A 26726-nucleotide genomic window follows, 5' to 3' on the forward strand; every position below is an offset into this window, starting at 1 on the left:
CTCATATCGTCTCACGCGGTTGCGAGTTAGAACGATGCTCAGCCATCCAGCAAGCCGCAACCTCGATCCGTCCTGACATGAAATTTTGTTCCAATGGACCAGACGTCCCGGATGAACTCCTCGTCGCGCGCGATGCTGGCGACGTCATCCTCTTCTGCGGAGCCGGTGTCAGTCAGCAGAACGCAAAACTTCCAAATTTCCCCATGTTGGCGGGCAGGGTCATTCAAAGCCTGGGCGCGGCACGGGACAGTCGCGCCCGTGCCCTGCTGAAACAGGTGTCGGGCCTCACGCAGATGCCCGACATTGGGGGCATCGTGGCAACCGACCGGGTGTTTGGGCTGCTTGAGCAGGAGTTCGACGTGTCCGACGTTCGTGCGGCCGTTGCGGAAGCCATCACGCCCGGCTCTGATGCCAAGCTCGATGCCCACCGCATTTTGATTGATCTTGCCACGACGCGCAGCGTCACCCGCTTGGTGACGACAAACTTCGATCTCCTGTTTGAGGCTTGCGACCCTGGCCTAGCCAGTGCCGGGCCGCCAAACCTGCCCGATCCCCACAGTGATCGTGACTTCCATGGCATCGTGCACCTGCATGGCCGCGTCGATGCTAACTACCGGGCCGCGCGGGACGAAGAGTTCGTCGTCTCAAGCGCCGACTTCGGCCGGGCCTACCTCTCAGTGGGTTGGGCCACGCGATTCATCCAAAGGCTCCTGTCGCGGTATCAGATCCTTTTCGTCGGCTACACAGCAGAGGATCCGCCCGTACAGTACCTCCTTGAGGGGTTGAACCTTAGCGCAGGCACTCGCAACAGGCTCTACGCCTTCCAGAGCGGCGAGCAACGCTCCGCCGTCGCTCTCTGGGAACATCGGGGCGTTCAGGCCATCCCTTTCGACGCCAGCCAAGACTTCGCGCCACTATGGGATACGCTCGGAGCCTGGGCAGAGCGGGCACGTGACCCTCGAATGTGGCATGAAACGGTGCTGTCCCGGGCTTCAGCCGGTCCCCAACACCTTACGCCGCATGAACGCGGGCAAGTCGCCCATTTACTCTCAACCCCTGAAGGGGCTCGCCGTCTGACGACGGCGGCTCATCCGCTCTGCGCGCAATGGATTCTTGTCGCCGATCCGGCCCAAAGATACGCCAACCCGGAGCGGAGCGGCTCGGAAGATGAAAATCTGACATCCTTCGACCCATTCAATGCTCTTGGCCTCGATAGCGATCCTTCACCTCAGCCTGTCGACCCTGAAGTCATCTTTAAGAAGCGAGACGTCCCTTCGGAGGCACTCGACGTTCTGGTGCCGAACCTCCTAGACCGAGAGCAGGGGCTCCATCGCTTTCGGTACGGGATACGCGGATCTTCCACTCACTTCGACGCGGACCTTCCGCCTCGTTTGCTCGCCCTTGGAACGTGGGTGCGCCAAACAGCGCACGAACCTGTCGCATTATGGTGGGCCGCCCAGCAGCCTGGGTTACACCCCGCGATCACGCGGGACATCGAATGGCGCTTGCTCCGTGAAGCTCAACGCTTCCCCGATGCAATCCGGCGCGGATGGCGACTGCTTTTTGCTGCGTGGCGCGATCAACGTGTCGACCCGATGATGCGGTGGTATGACATCGAACAAAGAGGCGAGCAGGAGGGTTGGACCCACTTTCTCGTCCGTGAACTTGTCCACATGTACCGTCCCAAGCTGATCGTGGGTCCTGCCTCCAGCCTCGCGCATCCTCTTCTCTGGGCAAGCGAGGGGCTGCCTGATGACGTCATTCACGCCCACATTGACTATCCACGACCGCACAAGGGCGTCTCCGTGCCGGATGAGTTCTTGCCCTATGCGGTAGAGTGCTTTCGAGCCAACCTCGATCTTGCGCTTGCACTGGAGCGTGACATCGGCAGCTCCGATTGGGTCTACCTTTCGCCGAGTCGTGGGCCAGAGGGAAGTTCCGAGACGACGGGCTCGGATTATGGCCTGACAGGTCTCGTTGCCCGTTTTCAGAAACTCGTGACCAACCTCGCGAGCGTAAACCGCGAGGCGGCTCTCAGTCAGATTCTTTCGTGGCCGACGCAGGACGATTTCGTTTTTGCGCGCTTGCGGATCTGGGCAGCAGGCACCGGACTCCTGAATGCACGCGAAGCTGGAGCGGTGTTTCTGACACTTTCTGAGCAGGCGTTCTGGGGCTTCGCGCACCAACGTGACCTGCTGTACGCGCTGAAGGATCGCTGGTTGGAACTTAACCCGGAAGACCGCGCGGCGTTAGAACGCCGACTCCTGACAGGGTCGCGTCCTCGTCCTGAGGACGTTAAAATAAGTGAAGAAGCGAGAACACACGCCCGGCTGGACCGACTGCACTGGTTGTCGTCCCATGGTGTGACGTTTAGCTTTGACATCAGTGAGACCCTGCGTGCACTCGGCGCGGCCGCCCCGAAATGGACGCCCGATAGCGGTGACACGGCGGCCGATTGGCATGAGTCGGAGGTCTACTCGGTTCCGACGGATAGCAGCCCGGGCCCGCTCGTTGAGACTCCAGTGCCGGACATTCTCCGTCTCGCGAAGGCCCTTGGGGGCTTCGATCTTGCCGCACGAACGGAACGTGATCCGTTTCGCGGCCTCGCTGAGCACAAGCCATCACGTGCTCTCGGGGCTCTAACACACGCGGCACGGTCTGGCGATGCACCACGATGGGCTTGGTCTGCGTTTCTGCGCACCGAAAGCCGAACCCGTGATCGAGTTCGGATGATCGGGGCGATTGCGGAACGTCTGATCAGGTTGCCCCCCGACAAGCTTGAGGACATTGCCTATCCGGTTTCCGAATGGATGAAGGCGATTGCGGAGCGGTTTTTCAGCGATGCGGCAGGTGTGCTTCCGAGTCTATGGGAAAGCTTGATGGCCGCGCTTCGCACCTCCGGTACCGAGCCACGTCTCCGCGATGATCGCTCATGGGCAAACGATGCCCTGAGCGCACCGGTTGGAAAACTATATGACTTTCTGGGCAAGGACCCTGTTAAAGACAATCTTGTGGTGGGTGGTGGCCTTCCTTGCGACTGGACCCATCGCGTCGAAGACCTTCTTGCTCTGCCGGGAGACATGCGGCGGCACGCACTGGTCATGCTGGCCCACCGATTGGATTGGCTGTACGTGGTTGATCCCCATTGGACTGCTCAGCATCTGCTCGCGCATGTGGCGGACCAGGGACCCGATGGTGATGCGATATGGGATGGCATCCTTTGGTCACCGCGCGTGTCAGGAAGGCTCTATCCCGCCTTGAAAGACATGCTGGTTAAGCGTGCTACGGCTGGACAAACGAGCCGACGCGAGGAGAGCACGGTTCTTGCCGGGCTGCTCCTGCGCGGTTGGGAGTTGCGAGCCTCATCTGGCGAGCCCCTGGTCAGCGATATTGAGTTGCGCGAGGTCCTGATCCACGCTGATGATCAGTTCCGCCAGCGGCTCCTCTGGCAACTTGAGCAAGGGTGTTCAGAGCCCAACAGTGATTTGCGAACCAGGGTCGAATCCTTTTTCGCTCATGTCTGGCCCAAGCAGCGAGCCCTGCGCACGCCAGACATGTCTGGGCACTTGGCTAACTTCGCCCTGGCAAGTGGCGACCTCCTGCCGAGAGTTGTTCGACTGATCCTGCCTAGGCTCGTGCCCACACGGGATGCGCCGCTCCGGTTGCACCTGGAGGATCTCGAGCCGGACGGGCATCCTGCCATCGCGCATCCGTCCGCGACGCTCGATCTGCTGTGGGCTGTGCTCGGTGAGGACACGGCGGCATGGCCAAACCGCATCGAGCCGGTCCTGGATGTCCTGGCGCAGACCCCGGAAACCGCATCCGATGCGAGATTGTCCGAACTCCGGCGACGCCTTGATATGTCCTAACGCCCAGTTCTCGTTGGGCATCTCAGATCTCCCCACGAGCAAGCGTTCACATTGCTCAAGCGACTGAACAATGACAGATAGCGGGCGGTAAAAGTAGCTGCCAGCCTTTGAACGGTGATGGTCCGGTTGTCGCACGTAGCTGCCGTCTGCCCGGCTTCTGCTTTAGGTTTAAGAAGGGCGTCGCGGCTAGGGTACCAAGCATTAGATTTTAGCCGCTAGCTCCGCTCTAGCTGCAGCCACCGTCCGATTACCTCCAGTTCCCGTTCATGACTGCTTCTCAGGAAATGACTGCAGCGTGCTGTGACGTCTTCAATTGGAAGGCGGGCGGGTCCTCTAAGGGCGCACTCCCAAACTGTCAGCACCCTCCAGCCGTCGGCAATCAGGCGCGTTGAGATGAGTTGATCTCGTGCCCGATTGCGGGAAATCTTGGCTTCCCAGAATTCGGTTCGGGTGGCTGGCAGCTTAAACATCGGACAGTTATGTCCGTGCCAGAAGCAGCCATGCACAAAAGCGACGGCCCGGTACTTGGGAAAAGCTAAGTCTGGCCGACCCGCCAGATGCTGCGGATGTAACCTGAAGCGCAAGCCTGCGGCGTGCAGTGTGCGACGGAGCAGTAGTTCCGGTTTGGTGTTCCGGCTGCGGATCCGGCTCATGTTGTGCCGACGCTGCTCGGGATTTAATACATCTGCCATTCAGATTTCAGATAGGACCTGCAGTAGCATCATCAACCACCCTTCGCAGCGCGGCGGCAATCTCTATGATGGAGGCACCAGGCCGGAGCGTCACCGCTCCGAAGCGAAACCCTTTCCGGTATTCTGGGTGAAAGAGGCGGCTAGGCATCTGGGTCCTTCTGTAGTCAGAGCCGAGTACCGGCAGATATGGCGCGAGGAGATACGCTGCGGTGACGATGCCCTTAACGTCGCCGGTTGCAGCCTCCTGCACAAGTGCGTCACGATACGTATGGATCGAACTAAGAGCGTCGTTAAGACCTTCATCGATCCTATACTTCGCATCCAGCACAATGAGCTGGCCGGTATGTTCTGCTGCGGTCGACTCAGAGATTACAACGACATCGGGTGTCATAGACCGACTAAATGACCCCTGGGCATCAGGCTCCTTCCAGAATTCACGATACTGTTTCTGGAAGCAGAGTTTCCAGCCTCTGCCGATGGATACAGTAACTGCACCGGTTGCAAGTGTAAGCCCGCCAGCTGCATCAGCGATGAAAAGATTGCTGGTTTCCAGACTCGAGGGTCCGAACTCGTGTGTGCCAGCTCGTACTAAGCGCAGAAAACACCACAACTCGTAAAGTTCATATGTCCTTGCCAGCGGCACACGCAGGAAGTCACCGAATACCGCAGCAATGCCAAGATTCATGTCCTGCCATACCCGATAAAAGCGTCGATAGTTGGGGTCATGACGGAATACGGCGGATAGCATGAGATGAGCCGGTGCATCCCCTGCCTCTGCGAACGGAGCTGCAGTCGCAATGCGGCTGATGCGGCGAGCCAAACGTCGGCATCGCGCTGCCCATGCCACTGCAATCTGGCGCTGATCCACTTCTCCGCCCGTCAGTTCCCGTTCGAGTGTATCTGCAGCCGCATTCAGCCAACTCGCCCAGTACCTGAGACACGCCCCCATCTGCCGGTGCTCTGCTAGGTCAAGCGAATTGAGCCTCTGCCTGATACGGATTTGCGCTGGCAGAAAGCCGCGCAATGCTGCAGGAAGCCGTGACGGCTTGGCGCTCTCCGCCAGCGGGCGACCTGAACGGAAGGACCGAAGTACCTCCAATCCCGTAGCCCGCTGTGCCCGGTGATATGGCAGCGCGACTTCCTCTGCCGATAATCTGCGCCGCGGATTGCGGACAATTGCAGTGACTATTTCCTCTAGTTCTTCAATCCGCGAACGTAAGAACTCGAGCCTTGCGATTGCAGGCGGTTTTGCGCTCGCTCCGCGTGCCACGGCAGTCCGAAAGCTACTAAGTGAAAAGAGCGCAAAGGTATCATCGAGAATCTCGCGCACCATAGAATCAAAGTCGTCCCGCGTGAGCTTGCGCCGATCTGGATCGGTGATGATCTCGAAACGGCGGGGGGAACTACCCGGGATGCGCAGTTCTGCATCGACTACTCCAGCATGAAACCCGGGCGACCAGCGCCAGAGTGCCATGTCCGGTCCAGGAGCACGTAATGCCTCGATGGCCAGATCATCGATGAGGAGGTCGGTATTTACAGCTTCCGGACTGCCACTCAGCTCAAAATGGTAGCTGCCTTTCTCATGGATTGCTCCCGGAGGAATCGAATCCGGATCCGGCCAGACCCGCCACCTCGAGCGTGTAGTCTCATCAGCGATATGCAGCGCCAGCATCGGCCAGCCTCAGCGGCTTGCCTGGAATGAGCCGAACTCGTCCAGATCAACCAGCAGCTTCGTGAGAAAACTCTGAGACTTCGGAAGCGAAGTGAATGCCTTGATCAACCCGGTAAGGAGCCGACGCTGCTTCTCCGCTCCGCGCAGTTTGGTCAGAACCTTCTGTACCATCAAATCGTCCACGGTCCCCGTCGGATCCGCCTTCAGATGCTCTGCAGCGAATGCGTGGTAGCGGACGACCTCCTCAGCGACGCGGTATCCGAACCCAAGGCTGTGAGGAGCCATTATGTCCTGCGCTATCTGAAGAAAACCCTCGCACGCGGCGCGGGCGTCCTTCAGCTGGGGCTCACGGGCTTCAAGCGTTGACATGAAACCCGCCAGATCTACAGCCGACATATCAATCACGATGGCCCGGTCTAGCACCTTGTCACTTACGGCATTTGTCGTTTCATCGATATTGATAGTGCCTATGACATAGAGGTTATCGGGTATTCTCAATTCTGCGGGGATATTTGTTCCCTTAGATCCTTCGAGCGGAACGCCGTTGGTGTGCAGTTGGAGCGCCTCTTGAGTTTCGATTGCGGACAGCACGTCGGAGAAATAGTACTCGACGCGTGCCAGGTTCATCTCGTCCAGCACGACGAATACGGGAGAGTCCTTATGTGCAGTCGCAAGGAGCACAGCCTCTAAGAAGGGCGGCACAACATACCGGTTCGAGAGAACATCGTAGTAGCCGGTCAACCCGGTTGGGTCGGTCCATTCAGGCCGGACAGGACATACAAACAGGAATGGGTTGGGGTTCCGCAGCTTAACGCCGTGGACCGCACGAGCATACTTCAACGCCAACTGTGTTTTGCCAGTACCAGACAACCCAGCCAGGATCACAAAATGCTTATGCGGAAGAAAGTTGAGTGCTGCATGGAAGCGGCGGACTTCGCCGCCAGGATAGTGGCCCTCAAGAGCGGCAACCGCCGCTTCGATGTCTGCAACGGGAATGGATGATGGCATTCGGCGCATTTCTGCGCTTACCTCACCAGCATCGTCCCAGACGCGGATTTCGTGGACCTTCTCTCGGCCGATGAGGTTGCCTAGATAGCCCACGAACTGCCGGGCCAGCAGGCTCCGGTGCACTGACGCTCCTGGCGGCCAGATTGCGAAGTGTATCGAATCAATCTTCGCCAAGCAGCTTGGATCAAGCTCACCTTTGTGGCGCGCCGCCGTCAGTGACTCTTTGAAGTCGTAGTTATGAAAGTATAGCTCCCCCGTATCCGTGATGTAGAATTTTACGTTATTACTAATGCTCCCTGGCTTCTTCGAGGCTGCAATGAGAGTCGCATTCCGCGCTTGTCCTTCATGAAACAGCTTCAGCAATCCGCTGTTTAAGGTTCCGATATCCTCTTTCACTGAGATGGCGAAATAGACCTCGTCGTGAGGCGGAAAAGTCAGCACACAAAGCAGAACCATCTGCTGGAGCGGAGTGGCTGTACCAGCAGCTATTTTCTCCGAATGACTCTCGAGATTGTTAGTGCAGGCAAACAGACCTCCCTCCAGAATACGGGCGCTGTTCGAAAAGCCGAAATTGCTCGCAATCCGTGCGCTTGTTTCTGTTCCCGGTAGACCCCTGATCGCCTTTTCAAACTGTTGCTGGCGTTCTGCTGCCGACATGCTCTTCCTTCGCCTTTGCACCCTTGAGGGTCTTAAATATCTCGGACGCCAAGGCCCTTGCCAGGAGCGGAGGAACGGCATTTCCGATCTGCCGGAACGCTGGATTCATCGTTCCGCTGAACACAAAACCATCGGGAAAGGATTGCAGCCTTGCAGCCTCGCGTACTGAAATCGTCCGGGCCTGTTCACTGTCGTAATGGATGTGGCTGTAACTGTCCTTGCCGAGGTGCGCCATGAGTGTTCTCGCTGGCTGATCTCTCCACATCTTACGCCATTTGTTTGGGAATTTTGATGCATCGTAAGGAGGAACAATCGAGTCCTTCAGGCGCTCGTATTCCGAAGAGCCTTCCCGAACCCTTTTGCCTTGTTCGCGCAGTTCGGAAATCCGCTCGGCCAGCATAGCCATGGCGTGCCGATGGGCCTCCGGATACTGATCCCCCGGATTGAGACGCGCGAAAAGTTCGTAGTCCCGGGGCAGATAGCGGATCACGTGGTCCCGCAGTCCTTCGACTGGCGCCTCGAACCCAGGCCAGGAGCGCATTTGCCGGGCATATTCCGACACTTTCCGACGGTTATCATAGGGTATCGGCTGGTCCATACGTCGTGCGCCGCGCTTCAGGATGCCTGATGCGAGCTGCTTCCGAGCATAGATCGGGGGGAGATCACCAATAGCCTGTTCAGCAGTTATGGCTGAGGGAAGGTCCGGACCCGAGGCTGGCGGTTCAATATAGTCATGCGCGGCTCCGAAGAGGCCATTAAGTACTTTCAAGGCAACTGCGCGCGATCCGTCATAGCCAGCAGGAAGGGTCATCCAATGTGACGGAGACGGGAATGAAACGGAGGCCGCGACTTCTCGGCGGTAGCCGATCAAGAACATTCTCTCTCGCATCTGCGGCACGCCATAATAGGAGGCGTTCAGGAGGGTGTATCCGCAAACGTAGCCCTTTGCCTCGAGAACCTCGCAGATTTCCTCGGCGATGTTCTGGCCGCCATGGTTGAGAACATCTGGAACATTCTCCATCAGCACGACGAGTGGCTGAAATGCTGCAACGTATCTAAGATATTCCTGATAGAGCCGTGCGCGAGGATCATGCCGAAACGCCTGAGGGTGTGAATCAATCTCGCGGAGCTTTGGACGGCCGACACGGGCAAACGCTTGGCACGGTGGGCCACCGACAATTACATCGAACGCGTCGTCGACAGGTCCCAGGTCTAGCTCTGCCACCAAGTCTTCAGGGTGCGTGGCAATAATGTCACGAGACCTGCTATGGCGGGCGTCATCTGGATGGAAATTCAGTCCATGGGACCGAGCTGCATCAGGATCCAGCTCTAGAGCTGCCCTGATTGCAAATCCAGCTGCCTTGAAGCCAAGGGACAGCCCGCCACACCCTGCGAACAGGTCAAGGACACGCGGCTTCTCACCGGCACGAATTCGCGCAAGCTTCTGATGAACGGCGTCACTCGTCATGCTCGACTAGTTCCTATTTCCGCTGAGCAACACGAAACTGGCCCAGACAGGTTAACGATCCGGCATGAATCGAAAAACGCTGGCCCTGCCAAAGCTTGCGCCCCGAAATACGTTGTTGCTCCAACGCATGGTCCGTGACCTGCAATCTGAGTATCCTGTTACAGAGATGGCCGGTCGATCCCTTCCTGGCTGCACAAGCTACAGCATATGGCACCAGCCCGGGCCGCGCGCCAGCCAGCTCTGAGTTTGATCCCCAACTCTTCAAATCCTGTCTCACGGGCTCGGTGTGCAGACTTGCGGGGAGTGCTGAAAAATGGTCTGGCTGTAAATGAGGTGCGCCTCCCATTGTTCGTGATCATCTCAAGGCTTTTGTAAATGACTGTATCGTTGGTCGATGTGCAGAACTCTATCAAGTCATTGATCCGACAGAATAGAATTAACTCACTCATTTATTCACTTCTCATTCCTGTAATTGTCGGCGTCTATTGCACGTTTTATGACAAGCTTGTGGCTGTTCATCCCCTTCTGTTTTGGGGACCTGTATTGATGTTCGTTCTATTTGCTCTGGTCACAGCCTATTATACTTATGATGTAAAACTTGCTCCTGAGATATATCTGGAGATGGAAGACGCATATGATCGGATTGAGAAGCTGGAGGGGAATACCCGTTTCTTGAATGTTCTTCAGGAGCAATCCCTCTCATGGGGCATTATCGTTCGCAATCATATTCATGATCAGACAAGAACCCCTGAATATCTTAAGGAAACAATCAGGGAGATCCTTTCGCTCATCGTCGAGGATCGGGAGCGTTTGTTTGATTTTGATGCCAGCGAACTCTGGAGCTTCTCCGTCTATGTTTACGATACGAGGGATGGCCTGCTGCATCCGATATGGCGGGACAAGCATCGCAAACATCCTTCAAGTGGGCCTGGGCGCCTATGGGCGCCCGGTCGCGGCCACGTCGGCATTGCATTTGCTCAGTGCGTGCCGAAGATATGCCCGGATGCATATGCACCCGGGGTTTGGGAAATGTTCAATTCGGCAGATCAGGCGGAGCCTCATGATTCGAGGGCGTATGCCTCCTTTGTATCTGAACCGATTGGGCCAGTCGGCGGGAAATCCCACCCTTATGGCGTCTTGGTTGCTACAAGCGATACGGTAGGACGGTTTGACATAGCCTCAGCCCTAGCCCTGCGGCACGCCGCGAGTGCAATTGCAACGCTTATATATCTAGCGTACGATCAATCAGACCTCGAGAAAGTGTGCGATCTTGCAAACTGAAACGAGGCTGACGCGTTCGGCTCAGAAAGGCCTGCAGGAGTAATTATGACTGCACCGATCTCAAAAGGACCTGTTCAAACCTATAGCCGTAAAGCTGAAAGGCTCAGTGAACGCGTTGCAAAGCCAGAAAGCGACCCAAAGCTGTTGGATGAGCTTGTAACGGCAGTGAGGGCCCAGGCTGATGAAATCTCCGAGTATATGATCAAGAAGTCCAGTTCCGGCCGGACACCTTTACGGAAGACGCGGAGGTTTGGGTAATTCCATCCTCAGAAAAAAACGGTTCCCTGACCGTGGCGAGTTGTGACGCCTAGCCGCCGACACTGAGCGGCTGCGAACTTCATCGACTGACGGTCGGTGTCAGCCTGTGAAATCTCCGTCCCTAAGCGCGCCCGAAAAGCACAGCCGTTTAGGGCGAGCAGCGTCACGGAACAAGTCGACGCCAACTATTGGAATGCGATCTTTTCAAGCTGCTTCAGCCGTAGTTCATAGGTGGACGAAATGCAGTCCGCGTCATCCTCACATGCGTTCCGCATGCGGTACCAATTCCGCTGGCTCGTCCTTGTCTTGTCAGCGACGGACTTGGGCGCGGTCTTCAGGATATGTGAGTAGAGAGCTGACATGGCCAGATCGCTGGCGGACAGCTCCTGCCTCCGGCAGACGGCGTTCTCGGCCACGGTCGATGCCTTCCGGCAGTCGAAGGAAGGTGACCGGACGACTGTTCTCCCCGTCTCGGCCACTTTTCGCACGGCCTCGACACAGCTTGCGAGAAGTCCGCTACGGTCCCTCAGGTTGCCGACCGCCTCCATCTCGTAGGAGAGGAGGCGCCCGAAATTCTCCCCTCCGAAGGCATCGTGCCCTTCCTTGAAGGTCTGCTCCCCGAGGGACTTCATCTCTGCGGCGTCGAGGCCGAACAGGTTGGAGCAGGTCGCGGACAGCTCGATGTAGCCCGCCCCGAGCCTGACCATGGCATCGAGAGTGGGCTTCGAGCTTGGCGGGGTGACGGTCGTGCCGTCCTGCTCGAAGATGTCGATGCCAAGCTCGCGTGCCTTATTCGGGGTCAGTAGCGAGAACCCCTCCGGAGGCGACTGCGTGATGAACATGATCGCCTCGCGACGAAGCCCGAGATGCGTGAGGTAGGATCCAATGTCGGCGTTTCCCATGCCGGTCTCGCGGAGCTGGCCGTTCTCACGGATGTACGCCGCGTGGAACCCGATGGTGGATCGCGGCGACATGTAGCGTCGGTTCGCGGATATCCAGATCAGCGCACAGGCTGAGTAGCACTCCTGATCGGGCAGGACCACGGTTGCGAAATTCCGTTGCCGGATCTGTACGCCCATGTCCAGGGCGTCCTTGACGAGGCCCCCGGGTGACATGAGAACGATACTGGCCTTGGGACGCGAGAGCCCACCTAGTATCTCTGCGAACCGATCCGCATCCCCACTCCGGATCGGCCCTTTCACAAAAACCATGCTCACATCAATCCCGGAGGGACTGAAGACGTCGAACTCGGCAGATCGGGCCGTGCAGATTCCTACCATGAGCACGACCATTGCAGTCGATAGGCTTAGCCAGACGTGCGAGAAAAAGCTCAATTTCGCGGCGATTCGGGTCGTCAGCGGCAGTTCTTGTGTCCCCGGCGCGTCCCCACTCCGTCCTATGGTCGGGTGGATACCTAGAACCTGCATAGCTAACTCGTTCTAAGATTTAAGAATTTAATGGTCGGAGCGAGAGGATTTGAACCTCCGACCCTTGGTCCGCCAGACAAGCCAGAGCAGGCTCGACGGCCGGTTCCCGCTGAAGACCATGCCGTGGCTCGTGCCAAAGACCGGGGCGGAAACCGGGGTGAATCGCTGGGCTCGAATGGAAACATCAAACAATTCAATCCCTTAGCCAAACACAATGGCGGAGGGGGTGGGATTCGAACCCACGGTGGGCTTGCACCCACGGCGGTTTTCAAGACCGCTGCCTTAAACCACTCGGCCACCCCTCCAAGGGCCGGAAAACCGGTTCCGACCCGTGCTTCTCTCTAAGACCGTGGGCCCTGCGGCGTCAACCGAGACCGACGGCTCGTGCCGTTACGACCACTGCACCCGCGAGGCATCCGCCTGGAAGTCGTCGAGAGGCTGGATGTGATCCGCAGCAGGCTGGTCGAGATCCGGTACCGGATGCGCCCCGGACGCAGCAGCATCTCCGGCATCCACCTGCTCCGTCCAGGCAGCACCCGCGCCGTGGCTCGGATCGGTCGCGCCATCCGCCATGAGCAGAAGAATATCCGAACCGGCCAGGTCCTGAATCGTCCCGGAAGCCCCCATTGGAGCCGCCAAGCCCGAGGCATGAGCGACATCGTCCACGACGACGTCGACACTCCTCTCAAGCGAAGCCGCCCCCTCGCTGTCGACCAGCACCACGCCGATGCTGCGGCTGCCGGCTGCGAGGCCTGACGCGTCGCTGCTCTCGAGCACGAGGGCTTCGAGCACCGACGCGTAGATTTCGGGAGTCGCATGCCCGCTCAGCGTCAGCGTTCCTGTCCCGGCGGCGTATCCGCCGCCCACGATCTCGATTCCGGTATCGCCGATCATCGTGCGCCCGTTGTCCTCATGAAGGACGAAGCCTTCGACATCGAGGCGGTCGCCGGGCTGCGCTCCGGAGAGCGTGATGGTCGCCCCGCCGAGATGCGAGCTGTCGATATCTTCGGCAGCGGCGCCGCCGATGGCCTGCGCGTGGTGCGTGCCGGCTTCGACGTGGTTGGGCGATGCGAGCGCCAGTTCCGGTGCATCGTTCACGGCCTCGGCAGTCACGGAGAACGGCGTGGTCGTCGTCGCCGTTTGGCCTGCGGCTTCCTTGCTCGTGGCCTGAAGCGTCAGATTCAGTGTCCCGTTCCAATCCTGCGGCGGCATGAGCTGGAGGCCGGACAGGCTGGCGGCCGGCACCGTCCATGTGCCGCCTCCGACAGCCGTACCATGCGAGAGCATGAAGCCGTCGGGCACGCCGAGGATGCTGACCGTCAGAGTCTCTGAGCCGACGGTATCGACGAGAGAGGCTGAAAGGTTCAGCGCAACGGCGTGATCCTCAAGCCCTGCCGCGTCTCCCGCCACCGTTGTGGGCGCGTCGGCAACAGCCGACACGCTGACTGTATGTGTGCCGGTAATCTCGCGACTCACACTCGTGCCGTTGCCGGTATCGGTGATCGTCGCCTTCAGGGTCAGCGTGAAATCCGCATCGCTGTTCTCAGCCGGCCGGAGCGTCACGAGCCCGGCGCGCAGATCGGCGGTCGCCACCTGCCACAGGCCCGGGCTGAGTTCCGTTCCGAGATTGAGGCTGGCCCCCTGCGGCAGTCCCGAGACCTGGGTGAAGTCCGACCAGGTCTCCGAGCCATCCGTATCCAGAAGGGTGAAGGTCGGCTTGAGGAGGATGGACGTATCCTCGGCTCCAGCGCTCGCGCCGGCGATCGTGCCTGAATCCGCCACCGGATCGAGGCTGACCGTGAAGTCTACCGATGTCCGGGCGGTCGATCCCCCTGCACTCTCGGCGGCGATGCCGGTGAGCGTGAGCGTGAACGAGCCCGAGGCCTGCGCAGGCGGAATGAAGGTCACTCCGCTGAGCTGCGCCGGCGTGAGCAGCCAGGAGCCGTCGGCCTGCTTGGTTCCGGCGCTGAGGCTCGCACCGGCCGGTAACCCGCTGAGCACGAAGCTGAGACTTTCCGAACCGTCGGTGTCGATCAGGGCGCCCCCGAGGCCAGTGAGCCTGATGGACGTGTCTTCGCGTCCCGAAAAATTCACCACGGTCACGGAGGGCGCATCGGCAACGGCATCGACGTGCACGCGGAAGGTCGCCTCGCTCGTGGCCGTCTCACTATTCGTCTCACGGCTTGTGGCGCGAAGGGTCAGGCTGAAGGAGCCAGAGAAGTTCTGCGGCGGCGTCACGGAAAGGCTCGGCAGATCCGATGGCGATACGAGCCAGCTTCCGTCCGGCTGGCGCGTGCCGTGCGAGAGCGAGGCGCCCGCGGGCATTCCCGAGATCACCACGGACAATGTCTCCGAACCGTCCCGGTCGGTCAGGACAGCGGACAGGTTCAGGCCGATCGGCTCGTCCTCGCGGCCCGCTGCATCGCGGGCGCTCACCACGGGAGCATCGGCCGTCGCATCCGCGTGGACTTCGAATGTTTCCCTCGTGGTTTTTACCGAACCGTTCGAGGTCTCGCGGGAATGCGCCAGCATGGTCAGGGCCATGGTGCCGCTCCAATCGGCGGGCGGCGTCACGGTCAGGCCCGCGAGCTGCGAGGGTGTCAGAGTCCAGCTGCCATCGCCATTGTTGAGGCCAGCGGAGAGACGTGCACCTTCCGGCAGGCCTTCGATCACCACCGACAGGACTTCGGACCCGTCGGCATCGGTCAGCGACGCCGAGAGGTTGAGAGCGATTTTTCCGTCTTCGTTGCCCGTCGCGTCATGGACGGTGACGATCGGTGCATCGGCGCTCGGCGCGACGGAGATAGCGATCGTCCGGCTCGTCGCAAGCGTGTCGCCGTTACTCGCCTCGCGCGTCGTCGCCTCGATCGTCAGCGAATAGGTGCCGTACTTGTTTGCGGGCGGAACGAATTGCAGGCTTCCCAGATGGGCGGGATCGACCGACCAGCGCCCGTTGCCGAGATCGGTGATGCCGTCACCTTCGAGGCGTGAGCCTGCCGGGAGCCCGGATATCACCACGGCCGCAACCGACTCGCTGCCATCCTTGTCGCTCACCCCGACGGTGAGATTCAGTAGGACCGCCACATCCTCGACGCCGGCAGGCGGAGCGGCAGAGATGACGGCACTGTCGGCCACCGCGGACACGGTGACGTTGAGATCGGATGTGGTGGTCGTCTCGCTGGCCGTGGCTTCCGTCGACACGGCTGTCACACGCAGAGTGATCGTGCCGGAGAAGTCCGCCGGGGGAACGAGGCTGACATGCGCCAGCTGATCCGGCCGCAGCACCCAGGTGCCGTTGAGAGGATCCCTCACGCCGACCGAGAGGCTTGCACCGGCAGGAACGCCTTCGATGCGGATGCCGAGCGTCTCGCGGCCGTTATCCGTGTCGGATGTTCCGGCCGCGATGGACAATTGCACCGAGCGGTCCTCGACCGTCCCTGAATCGGCGACAACGAGCGTCGGCGTCTGGGCAATCGGCGCGCCGCCCGGAACCGTGCCCGATCCGTCGCCCTCGCCTCCATTTCCGCCGCCCGAAGGCGTCGTGACGGTCACCGTCACCTCTTCTGTGCGATGCGACTGGTCGCCCTCGCGTTCCACGGCAACCGCCGTGATCTTCAGATCGAAGCTGCCGCTGTAGCCCGCAGGCGGGCGGATCGAGAGATCGGGGAGCGCTTCGACAGGGACCAGCCAGACGCCATCGCCGGCCGGAATGCCGGCCGAGAGAACCGCGCCGGCCGGCACGTCGCGCACCCACATGTACAAGCTCTCGGAGCCGTCCGTATCGCCCGGCGTCGCCGTGATGTGAAGCGGGATCAGTCCGTCGTCGGGATCGATGCTGTTGTGACCGGCGCCGGTCGATTCCGTGAGCGTGAGCACCGGAGTGTCGGCGTCCCCCGCCGGATCCACCACCATATGGCCGCCGATGGGCGTCCGGATTCCGCCCGTGTCCTCGATGGTCATTTCGACGGTGAGCGTCGCAGCCCGGTCGCTGTCATGCGGCATGGTCAGCGTCACGCCCGTCATCTGCGTGGCGGGAATCCGGTAGATGCCGTTCGCATCGGCTGCGAGAATCGTGCCGTCCGCAAGTTTCAGGACCGCGCCGTTAGGCACGTTGCCGATGAGGATGTCGCCGACGACTTTTTCCGAATTGTCGCTGTCGCCGAGGCCGGGATCGAGGCGCAGCGCGATGGGCTGGTCCTCGGTTCCTCCGATGGTGCCCCAGTTGCCCGAGTGTCCGTCGAGGCCGCCGACGGCGGGAGTGTCGACCACCGCCACGACATTGACCGGGAACAGCACCGGCGTCTTCGCCTGATCGCCGCCATCCGCCTCCTGCGTGACCGCGGTCACGCGCAGCTCGATGGTGCCGGAAAAGTTGGGCGGCGGAAGCAATGTCGCCTGCCTCGCTTCCTCAGCGGTCAGGGACCAGATGCCTGGTCCGCGATACGTCCCGTGAGACAGAACCGCGCCTTCCGGGATGCCGGAGATGACGAAGCTCAAGGTCTCCGAGCCGTCCGCGTCCGGCAGAGTTGCGGTAAGGTTGAGCGCGATCGGAGTGTCCTCGAATCCGGTCGCGCCCGTGACATCCATGACAGGCGCATCGGCCACGGCGCGCACCGTCACCCGAAGATCGAGCGGCTGGCGCTCGGCCGTGCTGCCGTTGGGCTCCGCGGAAATGGCGGAGACCTTCAGGGTGAAGTCCTTGTCGGAATGCGCAGGCGGCGTGATGGTGAGGCCGTTCACCTGCGCCGGGTCCACCAGCACGGAGCCATCGGCTGCGCGGACGAGAACCACGCTTCCGGCGCGCACCACCGCTCCGTCCGGAATACCGGCGATCCTGAAGCCGACGATTTTCTCCGAGCCGTCGCGATCGGTCGTCCAGGCTGCCATGTTCAGCGGGATCGCCGTATCCTCGTCTCCCACGGAATGGTTGACGCGGAGCCCAGGAGCGTCGGCGACGGCCTCGGCCTTCACCTGGAAGGACAATTCGGTACTGGCCTTGCTGCCGTTCGAACTTTCGGTCGCGGTGGCGCGGATTTTCAGGTCCAGCGTTCCGGAGAAATCGACCGGTGGCTTGAGAGACAGCTGCGGCAGATCTTCGGTCCGCACGAGCCAGGAGCCGTCCGACTGAAGAGTTCCGCGGGTCAGGGTCGCATCCGCCGGCACCCCATAGATCCTGACGGCCAGCGTTTCCGATCCATCCCTGTCGACCAGAGATGCGGAAAGATTGAGCGGGATTTCAGTATCCTCGTTCCCCGAGACGCTGACGGCGGTCACGCTCGGCGCATCGGCCACGGCGTTGACCGTCACCCGGCTCGTCCCGGTCACTTCGCCGCTCACGGTCTTCCCGTTGCCGGTGTCCTGCAGGGTTGCGGTGAAGGTAAGGGTGAAATCCTCGTCGCTGTGCGCCGGCGGCTTGATCTTGACCTGCCCGGTCCGCAGGTCCCCGGTCGGAACGCTCCAAACTCCCGGCTCCACCATCGTGCCTCGATTGAGCGTCGCGCCGGAGGGCACGCCGGATACCCGCGTGAATTCGGACCAGGTCTCCGAGTTGTCTTTGTCGGGCGTGTCGAAGGTCGGGCTGATCGTGATCCAGCTGTCTTCGTTGCCGGCGGCCGAACCGGTGATGGTCCCCGCATCGAGCACGGGATCGAGATTCACCGTGAACGTGGTCGCATTGCGCGCACTCGGCACGCCGGCCTCGCTCTCGGTCGCGACGGCCGTCAGCGTCAGCTCGAACCGGCCCGACCCGTGCGGCGGCGGCGTGAGCACCAATCCGGTCAGCTGCGCCGATGTCAGCAGCCAGCTGCCGTCCGCCTGTTTGATGCCGGCATTGAGCGTTGCGCCGGGAGGCACGGTCAGCAGGAAGCTCAGGCTCTCCGAGCCGTCGATGTCGCGCAGGGCGCCACCCAGACCCGTGAGGGCGACAGGCTCGTCCTCGCGGCCTGAGAAGTTGGCCACCGTCACGTCGGGCGTATCCGCGACCGCGCCGACCTGGACGCGGAAGTCGGCCCTGCTCGTCTCGGCGTCGCCGTTGCTCTCCCTGGCGGTCGCTTCGATGCGCAGATCGAGAGGCCCGGAAAAATCGTGCGCAGGCGTCAGTTTCAGATGAGCAAGATCGGACGGCGACACGCGCCAGCTGCCGTCCGGCTGACGGGTTCCATGCGACAGGGAGACGTCCGACGGCACGCCGAAGATGCTGACGGACAGAAGCTCCGAGCCGTCCTGATCCTTCAGGGCTGCCGAGAGATCGAGGGCGATGGCGGTATCTTCCGATCCCCTGACGTCGTGCACTACCAGGATCGGCGCGTCGGCAACGGCCTCGACCGAGACCTGGAAGTCCGCGCGCGTGGTCGCCGTCGAGCCGTTCGAAGTCTCCCGCGCCTGGGCCACCAGGGTCAGAGGCATGGTGCCGCTCCAGTCGGCAGGCGGCGTCAGCTTGAGACCGGCGAGCTGCGCCGGCGACACGGACCACGTGCCATCGCCGTTATCGGTGCCGGCGGAGAGGCGCGTTCCAGGCGCCAGTCCCTCGATCGTCACCGACAGCACCTCGGAACTGTCCGTATCGGTCAGCAGCGCCGAGAGGTCGAGTGCAATCGCCTGATCCTCCTGCCCCGCTGCATCACGCACCGTGACAGTGGGAGCGTCGGCGACAGCCTCCACCGCCACCTGGAACGGCAAGTTCGTCGTGGCGGTGATGCCGTTCGAACTCACGGAATTGGCCTGAAGGGTCAGGTTGATCGTGCCTGAGAAATTCGACGGTGGAAGAATCGAGAGGTTGGGGAGATCGTTGGGATCGACATTCCAGCTGCCGTCCGGCGCGCGGCTGCCATGCGAGAGCGACGCGCCCGCCGGAACGCCGAGAATCGTGATCGACAGGACCTCCGAACCGTCGGTGCCGGTCAGGGATGCGGAGAGATTGAGCGCAATGGACTCGTTCTCTCGCCCTGCCGCATCGTGCGTGATCACCACGGGCGCATCGGAGATGTCGTCCACGACGACCCGGAAATCGACGTTCCGCGTTGCTGTCGAGCCGTTCGACGTCTCGCGGGCAGTCGCCCGGAGCGTCAGATCGATCGTTCCGGCGAAATCAACTGGCGGCGTGATGGACAGATGCGCCAGATCGGCGGGAGGGACGCTCCAGCTGCCGTCCGGCTGGCGGATGCCGTGCGAGAGGGTCGCGCCGTCCGGCACGCCCAGGATGCTGACCGAAAGGATTTCCGATCCGTCGCTGTCGATCAGAGCGGCCGAGAGATTCAGCACAATCGGCTGATCCTCATCCCCCGCAACGTCGCTTGCGGAAACCGCGGGCGCGTCGGCAACGGCGTCTACCGTCACTCGATGCGTCCCGGTCACGACCCGGCTGACGCTCATCCCGTTTCCGCTGTCGGTCAGGGTCACTGTCAGGGTCAGCGTGAAATCGGCATCGCTGTGCTCCGTCGGGCGTACGCTTACGAGCCCGCCGCGCAGATCCACCGTCGCGACCTGCCACAAGCCGGGCGCGATTTCGGTGCCGCGGCTGAGCGAGGCACCCGCCGGCACGCCTGCAACCTGCGTGAATTCGGACCACGTCTCCGAGCCGTCCATGTCCGGCGTCAGGAAGGCCGGCTGAATCAGAATCGAGGTATCCTCTGGTCCCTGGCTTGCACCACTGACGCTGCCGGCATCGACCGCCGGGTCTAGGCTCACCACGAAGGAAGCCGAGGTTCGGGCGCTCGGAACGCCCGCCTCGCTCTCGGTGGCGATCGCCGTGAGCGTGAGGGTGAACTGTCCCGACATGTGGGCCGGCGGGGTCAGCGTCAGCCCTTCGAGCTGTGCGGGCGTGAGCGCCCAGCGCCCTCCGCCAAGGGAGGTGCCGGCGCTGAGCGTCGCTCCGACAGGAACGCCAGAGATCACGAAGCTGAGGCTCTCCGAACCGTCCGTATCGCGCAGGGCGCCGCCGAGGCCCGCGAGGCTCACGACCCTGTCCTCCTTGCCATGGGCATCGGCGACCGTCACGCCCGGTGCATCGGCGACGGCGTGGACCTGCACCTGAAACGTCACTTCGGACGGAGACATCGCGCCGTTGGATTCCTGCGACGTGGCGCGCAGGGTGAGGTTAAATTTGCCGGAAAAGTTCTCCGGCGGAACGATCGCGAGGTCGGGCAGATCGGCGGGAGAGACGCTCCAGCTGCCGTCGGACTGGCGCGTGCCGTGGGTGAGAGAAGCCCCTTCGGGAACACCGAAGATCTTGATCGTCAGCAGCTCCGAGCCATCGGTGTCGGCGAGGATCGCGGACAGATTCAGAGCGATCGGCCGATCCTCCTGCCCCTCCGCATTGTACGCCTGAACCAGCGGCGCATCGGCGGTGACGTCCTGCGGCTCTTCAGCAGGCGGCTCGTCGGCAGGCCGCTGCGGAATGACGATCTGGTGGTCCGGACGATCGGTGCCGGCATTCACGACCTCCGGGGCGAAGGCCACAGCCACGGCGGTGTCAGGCACATAGCTCGACGAGCCCGAGGAAATGACAGCCTTCGGTGCAAGCGACGACCGGGGTGCTGCAGGTGCCGTCACCCTCACATCGTCGGGCAGCGCCACACCGATCACCGCAGGATTATCGTTCGATGGTGTGAGATCCGATGCGCTCGACGGTGCTTCATCACGTGGTGCGGTCTGGTCTGTCGCTTCTATCCCGATCTCATGAGGCCTGACGGAGGCGTTGCCGGAGGGCGCTCCCGGTACCATGCCGAAGGCTGTAACTGCTTCGGTCCCGCCGACGAGATTGCCGCTGGCTCCTCCGTCGCCGGTCGGAAGCATGCGCTGCACGGCGCGCAGGGCGCGCAATGCTTCCTCGTCGACAACGCTGGCATCGAAGGGAATGGTGAGATCGGGCTGCTGGCTCATGGGCTGGGATCCTCAGCGCTCATGGAAGGAGGCTGCCATCGCCGAGTAGATCGGCTTCAGCAGATATTGCAGCACCGTCTTGGTGCCGGTAGTGATGTCGGCCTGGACGGTCATACCGGCCACGAGCTGCGCATAACGCGGGTCGTGGCCCACATGCTGCTGCTTGAGTACGATCCGGGCGCGATAGTGCGGCTGGCGTTGCTCGTCGAGGAAGGTGCCGGCGGAGACCCGCTCGACCATTCCTTCGACGGAACCGAAGCGCGCATAGTCGAAGGCCTGCACCTTCACATGAACGGGCTGTCCGGCTTCGATGAAGCCGATATCCCGCGGCATGAGACGCACATCCGCCACCAGCGATGCATCCTGCGGCATGATCTCGGCCACGAGCCCGCCTGGAGGCAGCACGGTGCCGGGACGATGAACCGCAAGTCCGCGCAGGACACCGTCGATGGGCGCACGCAGCACGGTGCGATCCGCACGATCCTCGAGCTTGCGGACGAGTTCCGTGGTCTCCGCGACCTCGAGGGCGACGCGGGCCGCTTCCTGGCGTGCCTCGTCCACTGCTGCGGACTGCACCTCGACGATCCGCGCCTCCGCCTCGGCGAGGCTTCGCAATGCGGTGGCGTGTTGGCCGCTCAGGCGCTCGTGCTCGGCCTTGGCGTTCATGAACAGCCGCTGCGCCTCCAATACGGCGAGACGCGTGGTCAGGCCGTTGCGCGCGAGCTCCTCGCGAATGCCGAGCTCCTTGGAATGCAGCGCCGTCTGCTCCTGCAGGGACGAAATCTGACCTGACAGCGTCGCGAGATCGCCGCGCCGCTGCGCAACCTGCTCCTGCAGAACCGAGATACGGTCGGCGAGCGCCCGCATGCGCGCTGTCAGGGCGGCTCGCTGCGGCTCGGCGAAGGTGCTGGTTGTGAGGAGCGGTGCCACCTGCGTCCCGCCCGTCGCGTCCGCGACCATACCGGCCGTGGGAATCTGGCGGCCGCGCAGCTCCATGGCGATGAGGTTTCCATTCGCTGCGGCGGCGAGGCGCTGGGCCTGAAGCTGCAGGGATTCGAGCCGGAGCCGGGCCTGCGACAGCTCGGACTGTGCGGCCGCATCGTTCATGCGCAGAAGAGGCTGCCCCGCCTCGATCTGCTCGCCTTCGTTCACCAGCACTTCCGCAACGATGCCGCCTTCGAGATGCTGCACCGGAGCGGGCGCAACCGCCGGCGAGATTTCGCCGACGCTGACGGCGACCTCCGGCACTTGGGTCAAGGCTGCCCAGGTCAGGGTCGATGCCACCAGCAGACCGGTGCCTAGGACGACGGCGCGCTCCAATCCGTGAACGCGCAGTTCCTCCAGGGCGAGCACGTGGCTGTCCGGGCGCGGCTGGCGGCTGGCGCGCGGCAGGATCCGTCGCTCGATCGTTGCGGGCAGGATCTCGCCGTTGACGGCAGGGTTGGCGGTTTTGCTCATCAGGCAACCTTCGAGCTGTTGGCGGCAGCGACGTTCGCGAAGGCGGCATTGGCCAGCGGGACGCCGATGGATGTTCTGGTGGGACGCGGCCCGGTCGGGGCGCCCTGCTGCTCGAGTTCCTCGACCTGTCCGTCCCGCACGCGCAGCACGCGGTCGGCCAGGCGGATATGGCTCGGGCGATGCGTCGCCATGAGGATGGTGCAGCGGCCGCGGTGCGCGGCAATGACGTCCGTGAAGGCTTTCGCGCATGCATCGTCGAGCCCGGCCACGGGCTCGTCGAGCAGCAGGATCGGGGCATCGCGCAGCAAGGCGCCGGCAAGCGCGATCCGCTGCAGGATGCTGCGCGGGAGCCGGCCGCTCTGATTGTCGCCGACGCGGGTGTCGAAGCCCTGCGGAAGCGCCTCGATGGTCTCGAGAACGCCGGCTTCCGCCGCCGCCTCACGCAATTCCGCGTCCGAAGCGCTCGGGCGGGCAAGACGGAGGTTCTGAGCGACCGTTCCGTAGAGCAGTCCCGGCGATTGCGGCACCCAGCCGATGCTGCGCCGGAGCACGGCGGGATTGAAGGACCGGACATCGTGTCCGTCGATCCGGACCAATCCGCCCTGCGGCCGGTAGAGGCCCGCGATGAGCAGCAGCAGGGTCGACTTGCCGGTTCCCTCCGCGCCAGTGACGGCGACAACCTGACCGGGCTGGATCGCGAAGCTGGCACCGGCCAGCACGGGCTCCGCCTGCGGCATGTAGCGCAGCGTGACGCGCTGGAAGACGATGGCGCCCTGCTCCGGCGGCGCCATGCGCGCCTCCAGCGGTGGCGGACGCTCCGTCTCGAGCGCCATCAATCCGTCAACCTGACGGATCGACGCCTGGGTCTGTTCCCACCGGGACAGCATGATGAAGCCGGTCTGCATGGGGCCGAGGACGCGCCAGATCAGCATCATGCCGGCGATCAGAGCGCCGGCCGTCATGGCACCGGCGAGGACCGAAAGCACGCCCATGACGACGGCTGCCAGCCCGGAGAGGGTCACGAGCGCCTGACTGGCGGCCAGAACCGAACCGGAGAGCGTGCCGACCCGCGCCGAAGCGATGGCAGCCGCAGCCGATGCGCCGGCATAGCGCTCGATCCACCGCTCCTCGGCACCGGCGAGCTTCAGGGTCCGTACGGTTTCGAGCGCTTCGACCGCCAGGGCTTCCCGCGCCTGATTGGCGCGTGCCGCCTGCTCGATCGCCAGCCGCATCGATCCCCGCGAAACCAGGTAGAGGATGACGAAGCCCAAAGCCGTTCCCACCGGAACGACGGCGATCCAGCCGCCCAGCACCACCATGAGCACGACGACGAGCACGGTGAACGGCATATCGAGCAGAGCAACGGCGAAACTGCCGGTTAGGAATTCGCGGATGGCAGCGAAATCGCGCAGCCGCGACACCTGCGATGCGGTGCCGGCGCGTTCCACGAGAGCGGTCGGGAGCGACATCAGCTGCGTGAAGACCGAGCTCGGTACCAGCCGGTCGAGCCGTTCGGCAATGCGCAGCAGCGCACGCTGGCGGGTGGCGCGGAAGGCGACTTCCAGCAGGATGGCCGCAAGGACCCCGGCAACGAGCATGGGCAGCGTGCGCGGGCTATAGCCGGCAATCACGGTGTCGAACACCGCCATGGTGAAGATCGGCACCGCCAATCCCAGCACCGCCATCAACCCGCTGAGGCAGAGCAACCCCGGCAGATCGCCGCGAAAGCGCTGTGCGATTCCGCCGAACCAGTTCTGACGGGACGAGCCGGCACTCGTATCGATCACCATCAGGGTGCCGCGCAGCGTTTCGGCAGCGCAGGGCGTCACCTCGCCCGTGCCGCCGTCCAGCACCAGAATCTGCCCGGCCTCATCGCGATAAACGACGGCCGCTGCCTCGCCCCGCGTCAGCAGGATGGCCGGCAAGCGGCGGGGATCCAGAGAGCCCCGGCGCAGCCGCTCCATCCGGGTCGGATAGCCCAGGACGGCGAGCGTGTTGCGCAGATCCGTGAGATCAATGTCCGGCTTGGCGTGCGGAAGCGCGGCGAGCAGGTCGTCCACACCGCCCGACCAATCCATCAGCCACAGCATGGCCGAGAGGCAACGGCTCAGATCCGACGGAGCCACAAGGTTTTCGGGCAACTCCAGCGGAGCGCGCAGGTGTTCCGTTATGAGCATGTTCACGACACGCGCTCCAATCCTCCGTCGCGGATCGCATAGACCCGATCGGCGATGTTCAGAGTGGAGGGCCTGTGCGTGACGTTGATCACTGTCACCCTGCCCCGAAGCTCCGCCAGGAGCCGGGCCAGGCGCGCATCGCTGTCGCCGTCGATCTGCGAGGTGATATCGTCGAGGAGAAGGATGCGCGGCTCCTCGACAAGCGCGCGGACGACGCCGATGCGCTGGGCCGCACCGCGCGGCAGCGGCGTCGCCGCGACGCCGACCTGCGTATGCCAGCCGCCCGGCAGGGCGCTGGCGACCTGGTCGAGCCCGAGCTCCGTCGCAAGGTGCAGAGCGAGAGCTTCCCGCTGCGGCTGGTGCATCGTCATGTTCTGCAACAGCGTGCCGCGCACCAGCGCCGGATCCGGCGGCACCAGGGCCACGAGCCGGCGGGCGGGACAGACATCGACTTGCGCAAGATCCTGCCCATCGATCCGGACATGGCCTTCATTTGCCTGCAGATCGCCGGCGATCAGCCGCAGCAGCGCCGAGCGTCCGGAACCGTTGGGGCCGGTGATGCCGACGATCTCGCCCGGCTTCGCTTCGAGCGCCAGTCCATCGAAGAGCCACTCGGCATAGCGCGGGTTCCTGAACCGGACATTCTCCAGCACGATGTGACCTTCCCGCACCTGCAGCACGGGGCGACCGGCACGACGCTCCTGCGGAAGGGCGCCGATCTCGGCCACCCGGCGGCGGCTTTCCGCGAGCGACTGCAGGCGCGACCACAGGGCGACGCCTCCGAGCAGGGGCTGCATGGTACGTCCGACCAGCATGGTGCAGGCACCGAGGCCGCCGACGCTGAGCTGCCCGTTCAGCACCATGTGGCAGCCGAAGGACGCAACGCCGACCGTCGCGAATTGGGCGAACAGCATCCCCCCCTCCTGTCCTGCGGAGATGGTTTGCGCCAGCCTCCGCCGCAGTTGCGCCGAGCCGTTTTGCAGGCGCTCGTAGCGGCGCTCGAGCAGCGGCTCGGCGCCCAGGACCTTCATGGAGTGAATGCAGTTCAACGTGTCGAAGAGGAAGTTGAAGCGGCGCTCCTCGGCCATGGCGAGGTTATGGGCGGCGGAGCGGACGCGGCGTCCCGTCAGGGCCGCCAGCAATCCGATACTTCCGAGAAGAACCAGCGGCACCAGGACGAGCGGGCCTGCGAGGTACCAGATGCCGACCAGATAAAGCAGCGCGAAGGGCAGATCGAGCATGGCCTGCAGCGCCGGCCCAGACCACGCTTCGCGCAAGGAGCCGATGGCGGAAAGGCGCTCGGCATAATAGCCGTTGCCATGCGCTTCGAGCGCCGACAGTGGCGCGTTCAGCAGGCACTGCATCGCCTGACGGTGCGCCTGCGCCTCCGAGGTCGCGGCAATGCGGGAAAGGACGCGTCCGCGCACGTGCCGCAGCAGCGCCTCCAGCAGGATGGCGATCGCCACGATCGTTGCGAGCACGGCCAGCGTGCCGACGGCCTTGTTGGGAAGAATCCGGTCATAGACCTGGAGCAGCGCAACCGGGAGAGCCAGCGCCAGCAGGGTGATGAGCAGCGTGGCCTCGAGAACGGGGATCATGAAGGCGATGCCGAAGCGGCCGATCAGCCCCCTGAACGGGCGTGTCAGCCACGGGCCGGCGGACATCGTCGATGTCGCGGAAAGAACGGCGGACCGATCCATAACCCTACCATTGGCCTATCGGCCGCGGAGATATGAGGATGATGTGGTGAAATATACCGGGCTCTCACCGGTATGACGGAACGGCATCATGCCCTTGGCCCAGCCTCACCGCGGTGAGCGTCCAATCCGCCATGGATATCAGCGTATCGATACCCCAGAATGTCGTAATATATTCTTAA

11 protein-coding genes and 1 tRNA gene are annotated in these 26726 nt (G+C 62.6%); 2 read left to right on the top strand and 10 right to left on the bottom strand.

What is annotated here, in order from left to right:
• Positions 1-77: 77 nt before the first annotated feature.
• Positions 78-3869, top strand: coding sequence for an SIR2 family protein (locus BB934_RS00120; RefSeq protein ID WP_157933937.1), 3792 nt, complete (start codon positions 78-80; stop codon positions 3867-3869).
• Between the two features lie 215 nt (positions 3870-4084).
• Here BB934_RS00120 and BB934_RS00125 read toward each other — a convergent pair whose 3' ends face one another.
• From BB934_RS00125 to BB934_RS00140, 4 genes are read right to left on the bottom strand one after another with little or no spacing between them, the layout of a single operon-like run.
• Positions 4085-4561, bottom strand: a complete 477-nt coding sequence (locus BB934_RS00125; RefSeq protein ID WP_099507761.1) for a very short patch repair endonuclease — start codon at positions 4559-4561, stop codon at positions 4085-4087.
• 7 nt (positions 4562-4568) lie between these two features.
• The gene (locus tag BB934_RS00130) at positions 4569-6233 is read right to left on the bottom strand and encodes a DUF2357 domain-containing protein (protein WP_099507763.1); all 1665 of its coding nucleotides are present in this window, start codon (positions 6231-6233) and stop codon (positions 4569-4571) included.
• Between the two features lie 9 nt (positions 6234-6242).
• Entirely contained in the window at positions 6243-7898 is a 1656-nt protein-coding gene (locus BB934_RS00135) for an McrB family protein (protein WP_099507765.1), read from the bottom strand.
• A complete protein-coding gene (locus BB934_RS00140) occupies positions 7867-9366 on the bottom strand; it encodes a DNA cytosine methyltransferase (protein WP_099507767.1) in 1500 nt (499 codons plus the stop codon). Before BB934_RS00140 ends, BB934_RS00135 begins: the two co-directional genes overlap by 32 nt.
• Before the next feature lie 375 nt (positions 9367-9741).
• Here BB934_RS00140 and BB934_RS46675 point away from each other — a divergent pair, with 375 nt between their 5' ends.
• Positions 9742-10647 carry a hypothetical protein gene (locus tag BB934_RS46675; protein WP_157933938.1) on the top strand — a complete coding sequence of 302 codons (906 nt, stop codon included), beginning with the start codon at positions 9742-9744 and terminating at the stop codon, positions 10645-10647.
• Positions 10648-11090: 443 nt separating this feature from the next.
• On the opposite strand, the gene BB934_RS00150 is transcribed toward BB934_RS46675, so the two are convergent.
• The 6 genes from BB934_RS00150 to BB934_RS00175 form a co-directional block, all read right to left on the bottom strand.
• Positions 11091-12116, bottom strand: coding sequence for a hypothetical protein (locus BB934_RS00150; RefSeq protein WP_157933939.1), 1026 nt, complete (start codon positions 12114-12116; stop codon positions 11091-11093).
• A 431-nt stretch (positions 12117-12547) separates the two neighbouring features.
• Positions 12548-12637 (bottom strand) — tRNA-Ser (locus BB934_RS00155).
• Positions 12638-12722: 85 nt separating this feature from the next.
• The gene (locus tag BB934_RS00160; protein ID WP_099507773.1) at positions 12723-21212 is read right to left on the bottom strand and encodes an Ig-like domain-containing protein; all 8490 of its coding nucleotides are present in this window, start codon (positions 21210-21212) and stop codon (positions 12723-12725) included.
• 12 nt (positions 21213-21224) lie between these two features.
• Positions 21225-22670 (bottom strand): HlyD family type I secretion periplasmic adaptor subunit, encoded by a 1446-nt coding sequence (locus BB934_RS00165; protein ID WP_157933940.1) that lies wholly within the window; start codon positions 22668-22670, stop codon positions 21225-21227.
• Complete coding sequence (locus BB934_RS00170; protein ID WP_099507777.1) at positions 22670-24847, bottom strand: peptidase domain-containing ABC transporter; 2178 nt, start codon at positions 24845-24847, stop codon at positions 22670-22672. The genes BB934_RS00165 and BB934_RS00170 overlap by 1 nt, the downstream gene beginning before the upstream one ends.
• Before the next feature lie 2 nt (positions 24848-24849).
• On the bottom strand, positions 24850-26511 hold the full coding sequence (locus BB934_RS00175) for a peptidase domain-containing ABC transporter (protein WP_162299127.1): 1662 nt from the start codon (positions 26509-26511) through the stop codon (positions 24850-24852).
• Between the last annotated feature and the right edge of the window lie 215 nt (positions 26512-26726).

The organism is Microvirga ossetica (assembly GCF_002741015.1).
Taxonomy (GTDB): domain Bacteria; phylum Pseudomonadota; class Alphaproteobacteria; order Rhizobiales; family Beijerinckiaceae; genus Microvirga; species Microvirga ossetica.

What these genes read in the sequence shown, in the direction of transcription:
- BB934_RS46675 (WP_157933938.1), top strand. Translation starts at nt 9,742, where the DNA reads ATGACTGTATCGTTGGTCGATGTGCAGAACTCTATCAAGTCATTGATC.
- BB934_RS00160 (WP_099507773.1), bottom strand. Translation starts at nt 21,212, where the DNA reads ATGAGCCAGCAGCCCGATCTCACCATTCCCTTCGATGCCAGCGTTGTC.
- BB934_RS00135 (WP_099507765.1), bottom strand. Translation starts at nt 7,898, where the DNA reads ATGTCGGCAGCAGAACGCCAGCAACAGTTTGAAAAGGCGATCAGGGGT.
- BB934_RS00140 (WP_099507767.1), bottom strand. Translation starts at nt 9,366, where the DNA reads ATGACGAGTGACGCCGTTCATCAGAAGCTTGCGCGAATTCGTGCCGGT.
- BB934_RS00125 (WP_099507761.1), bottom strand. Translation starts at nt 4,561, where the DNA reads ATGGCAGATGTATTAAATCCCGAGCAGCGTCGGCACAACATGAGCCGG.
- BB934_RS00130 (WP_099507763.1), bottom strand. Translation starts at nt 6,233, where the DNA reads ATGCTGGCGCTGCATATCGCTGATGAGACTACACGCTCGAGGTGGCGG.
- BB934_RS00150 (WP_157933939.1), bottom strand. Translation starts at nt 12,116, where the DNA reads ATGGTTTTTGTGAAAGGGCCGATCCGGAGTGGGGATGCGGATCGGTTC.
- BB934_RS00175 (WP_162299127.1), bottom strand. Translation starts at nt 26,511, where the DNA reads ATGTCCGCCGGCCCGTGGCTGACACGCCCGTTCAGGGGGCTGATCGGC.
- BB934_RS00170 (WP_099507777.1), bottom strand. Translation starts at nt 24,847, where the DNA reads ATGCTCATAACGGAACACCTGCGCGCTCCGCTGGAGTTGCCCGAAAAC.
- BB934_RS00165 (WP_157933940.1), bottom strand. Translation starts at nt 22,670, where the DNA reads ATGAGCAAAACCGCCAACCCTGCCGTCAACGGCGAGATCCTGCCCGCA.
- BB934_RS00120 (WP_157933937.1), top strand. Translation starts at nt 78, where the DNA reads ATGAAATTTTGTTCCAATGGACCAGACGTCCCGGATGAACTCCTCGTC.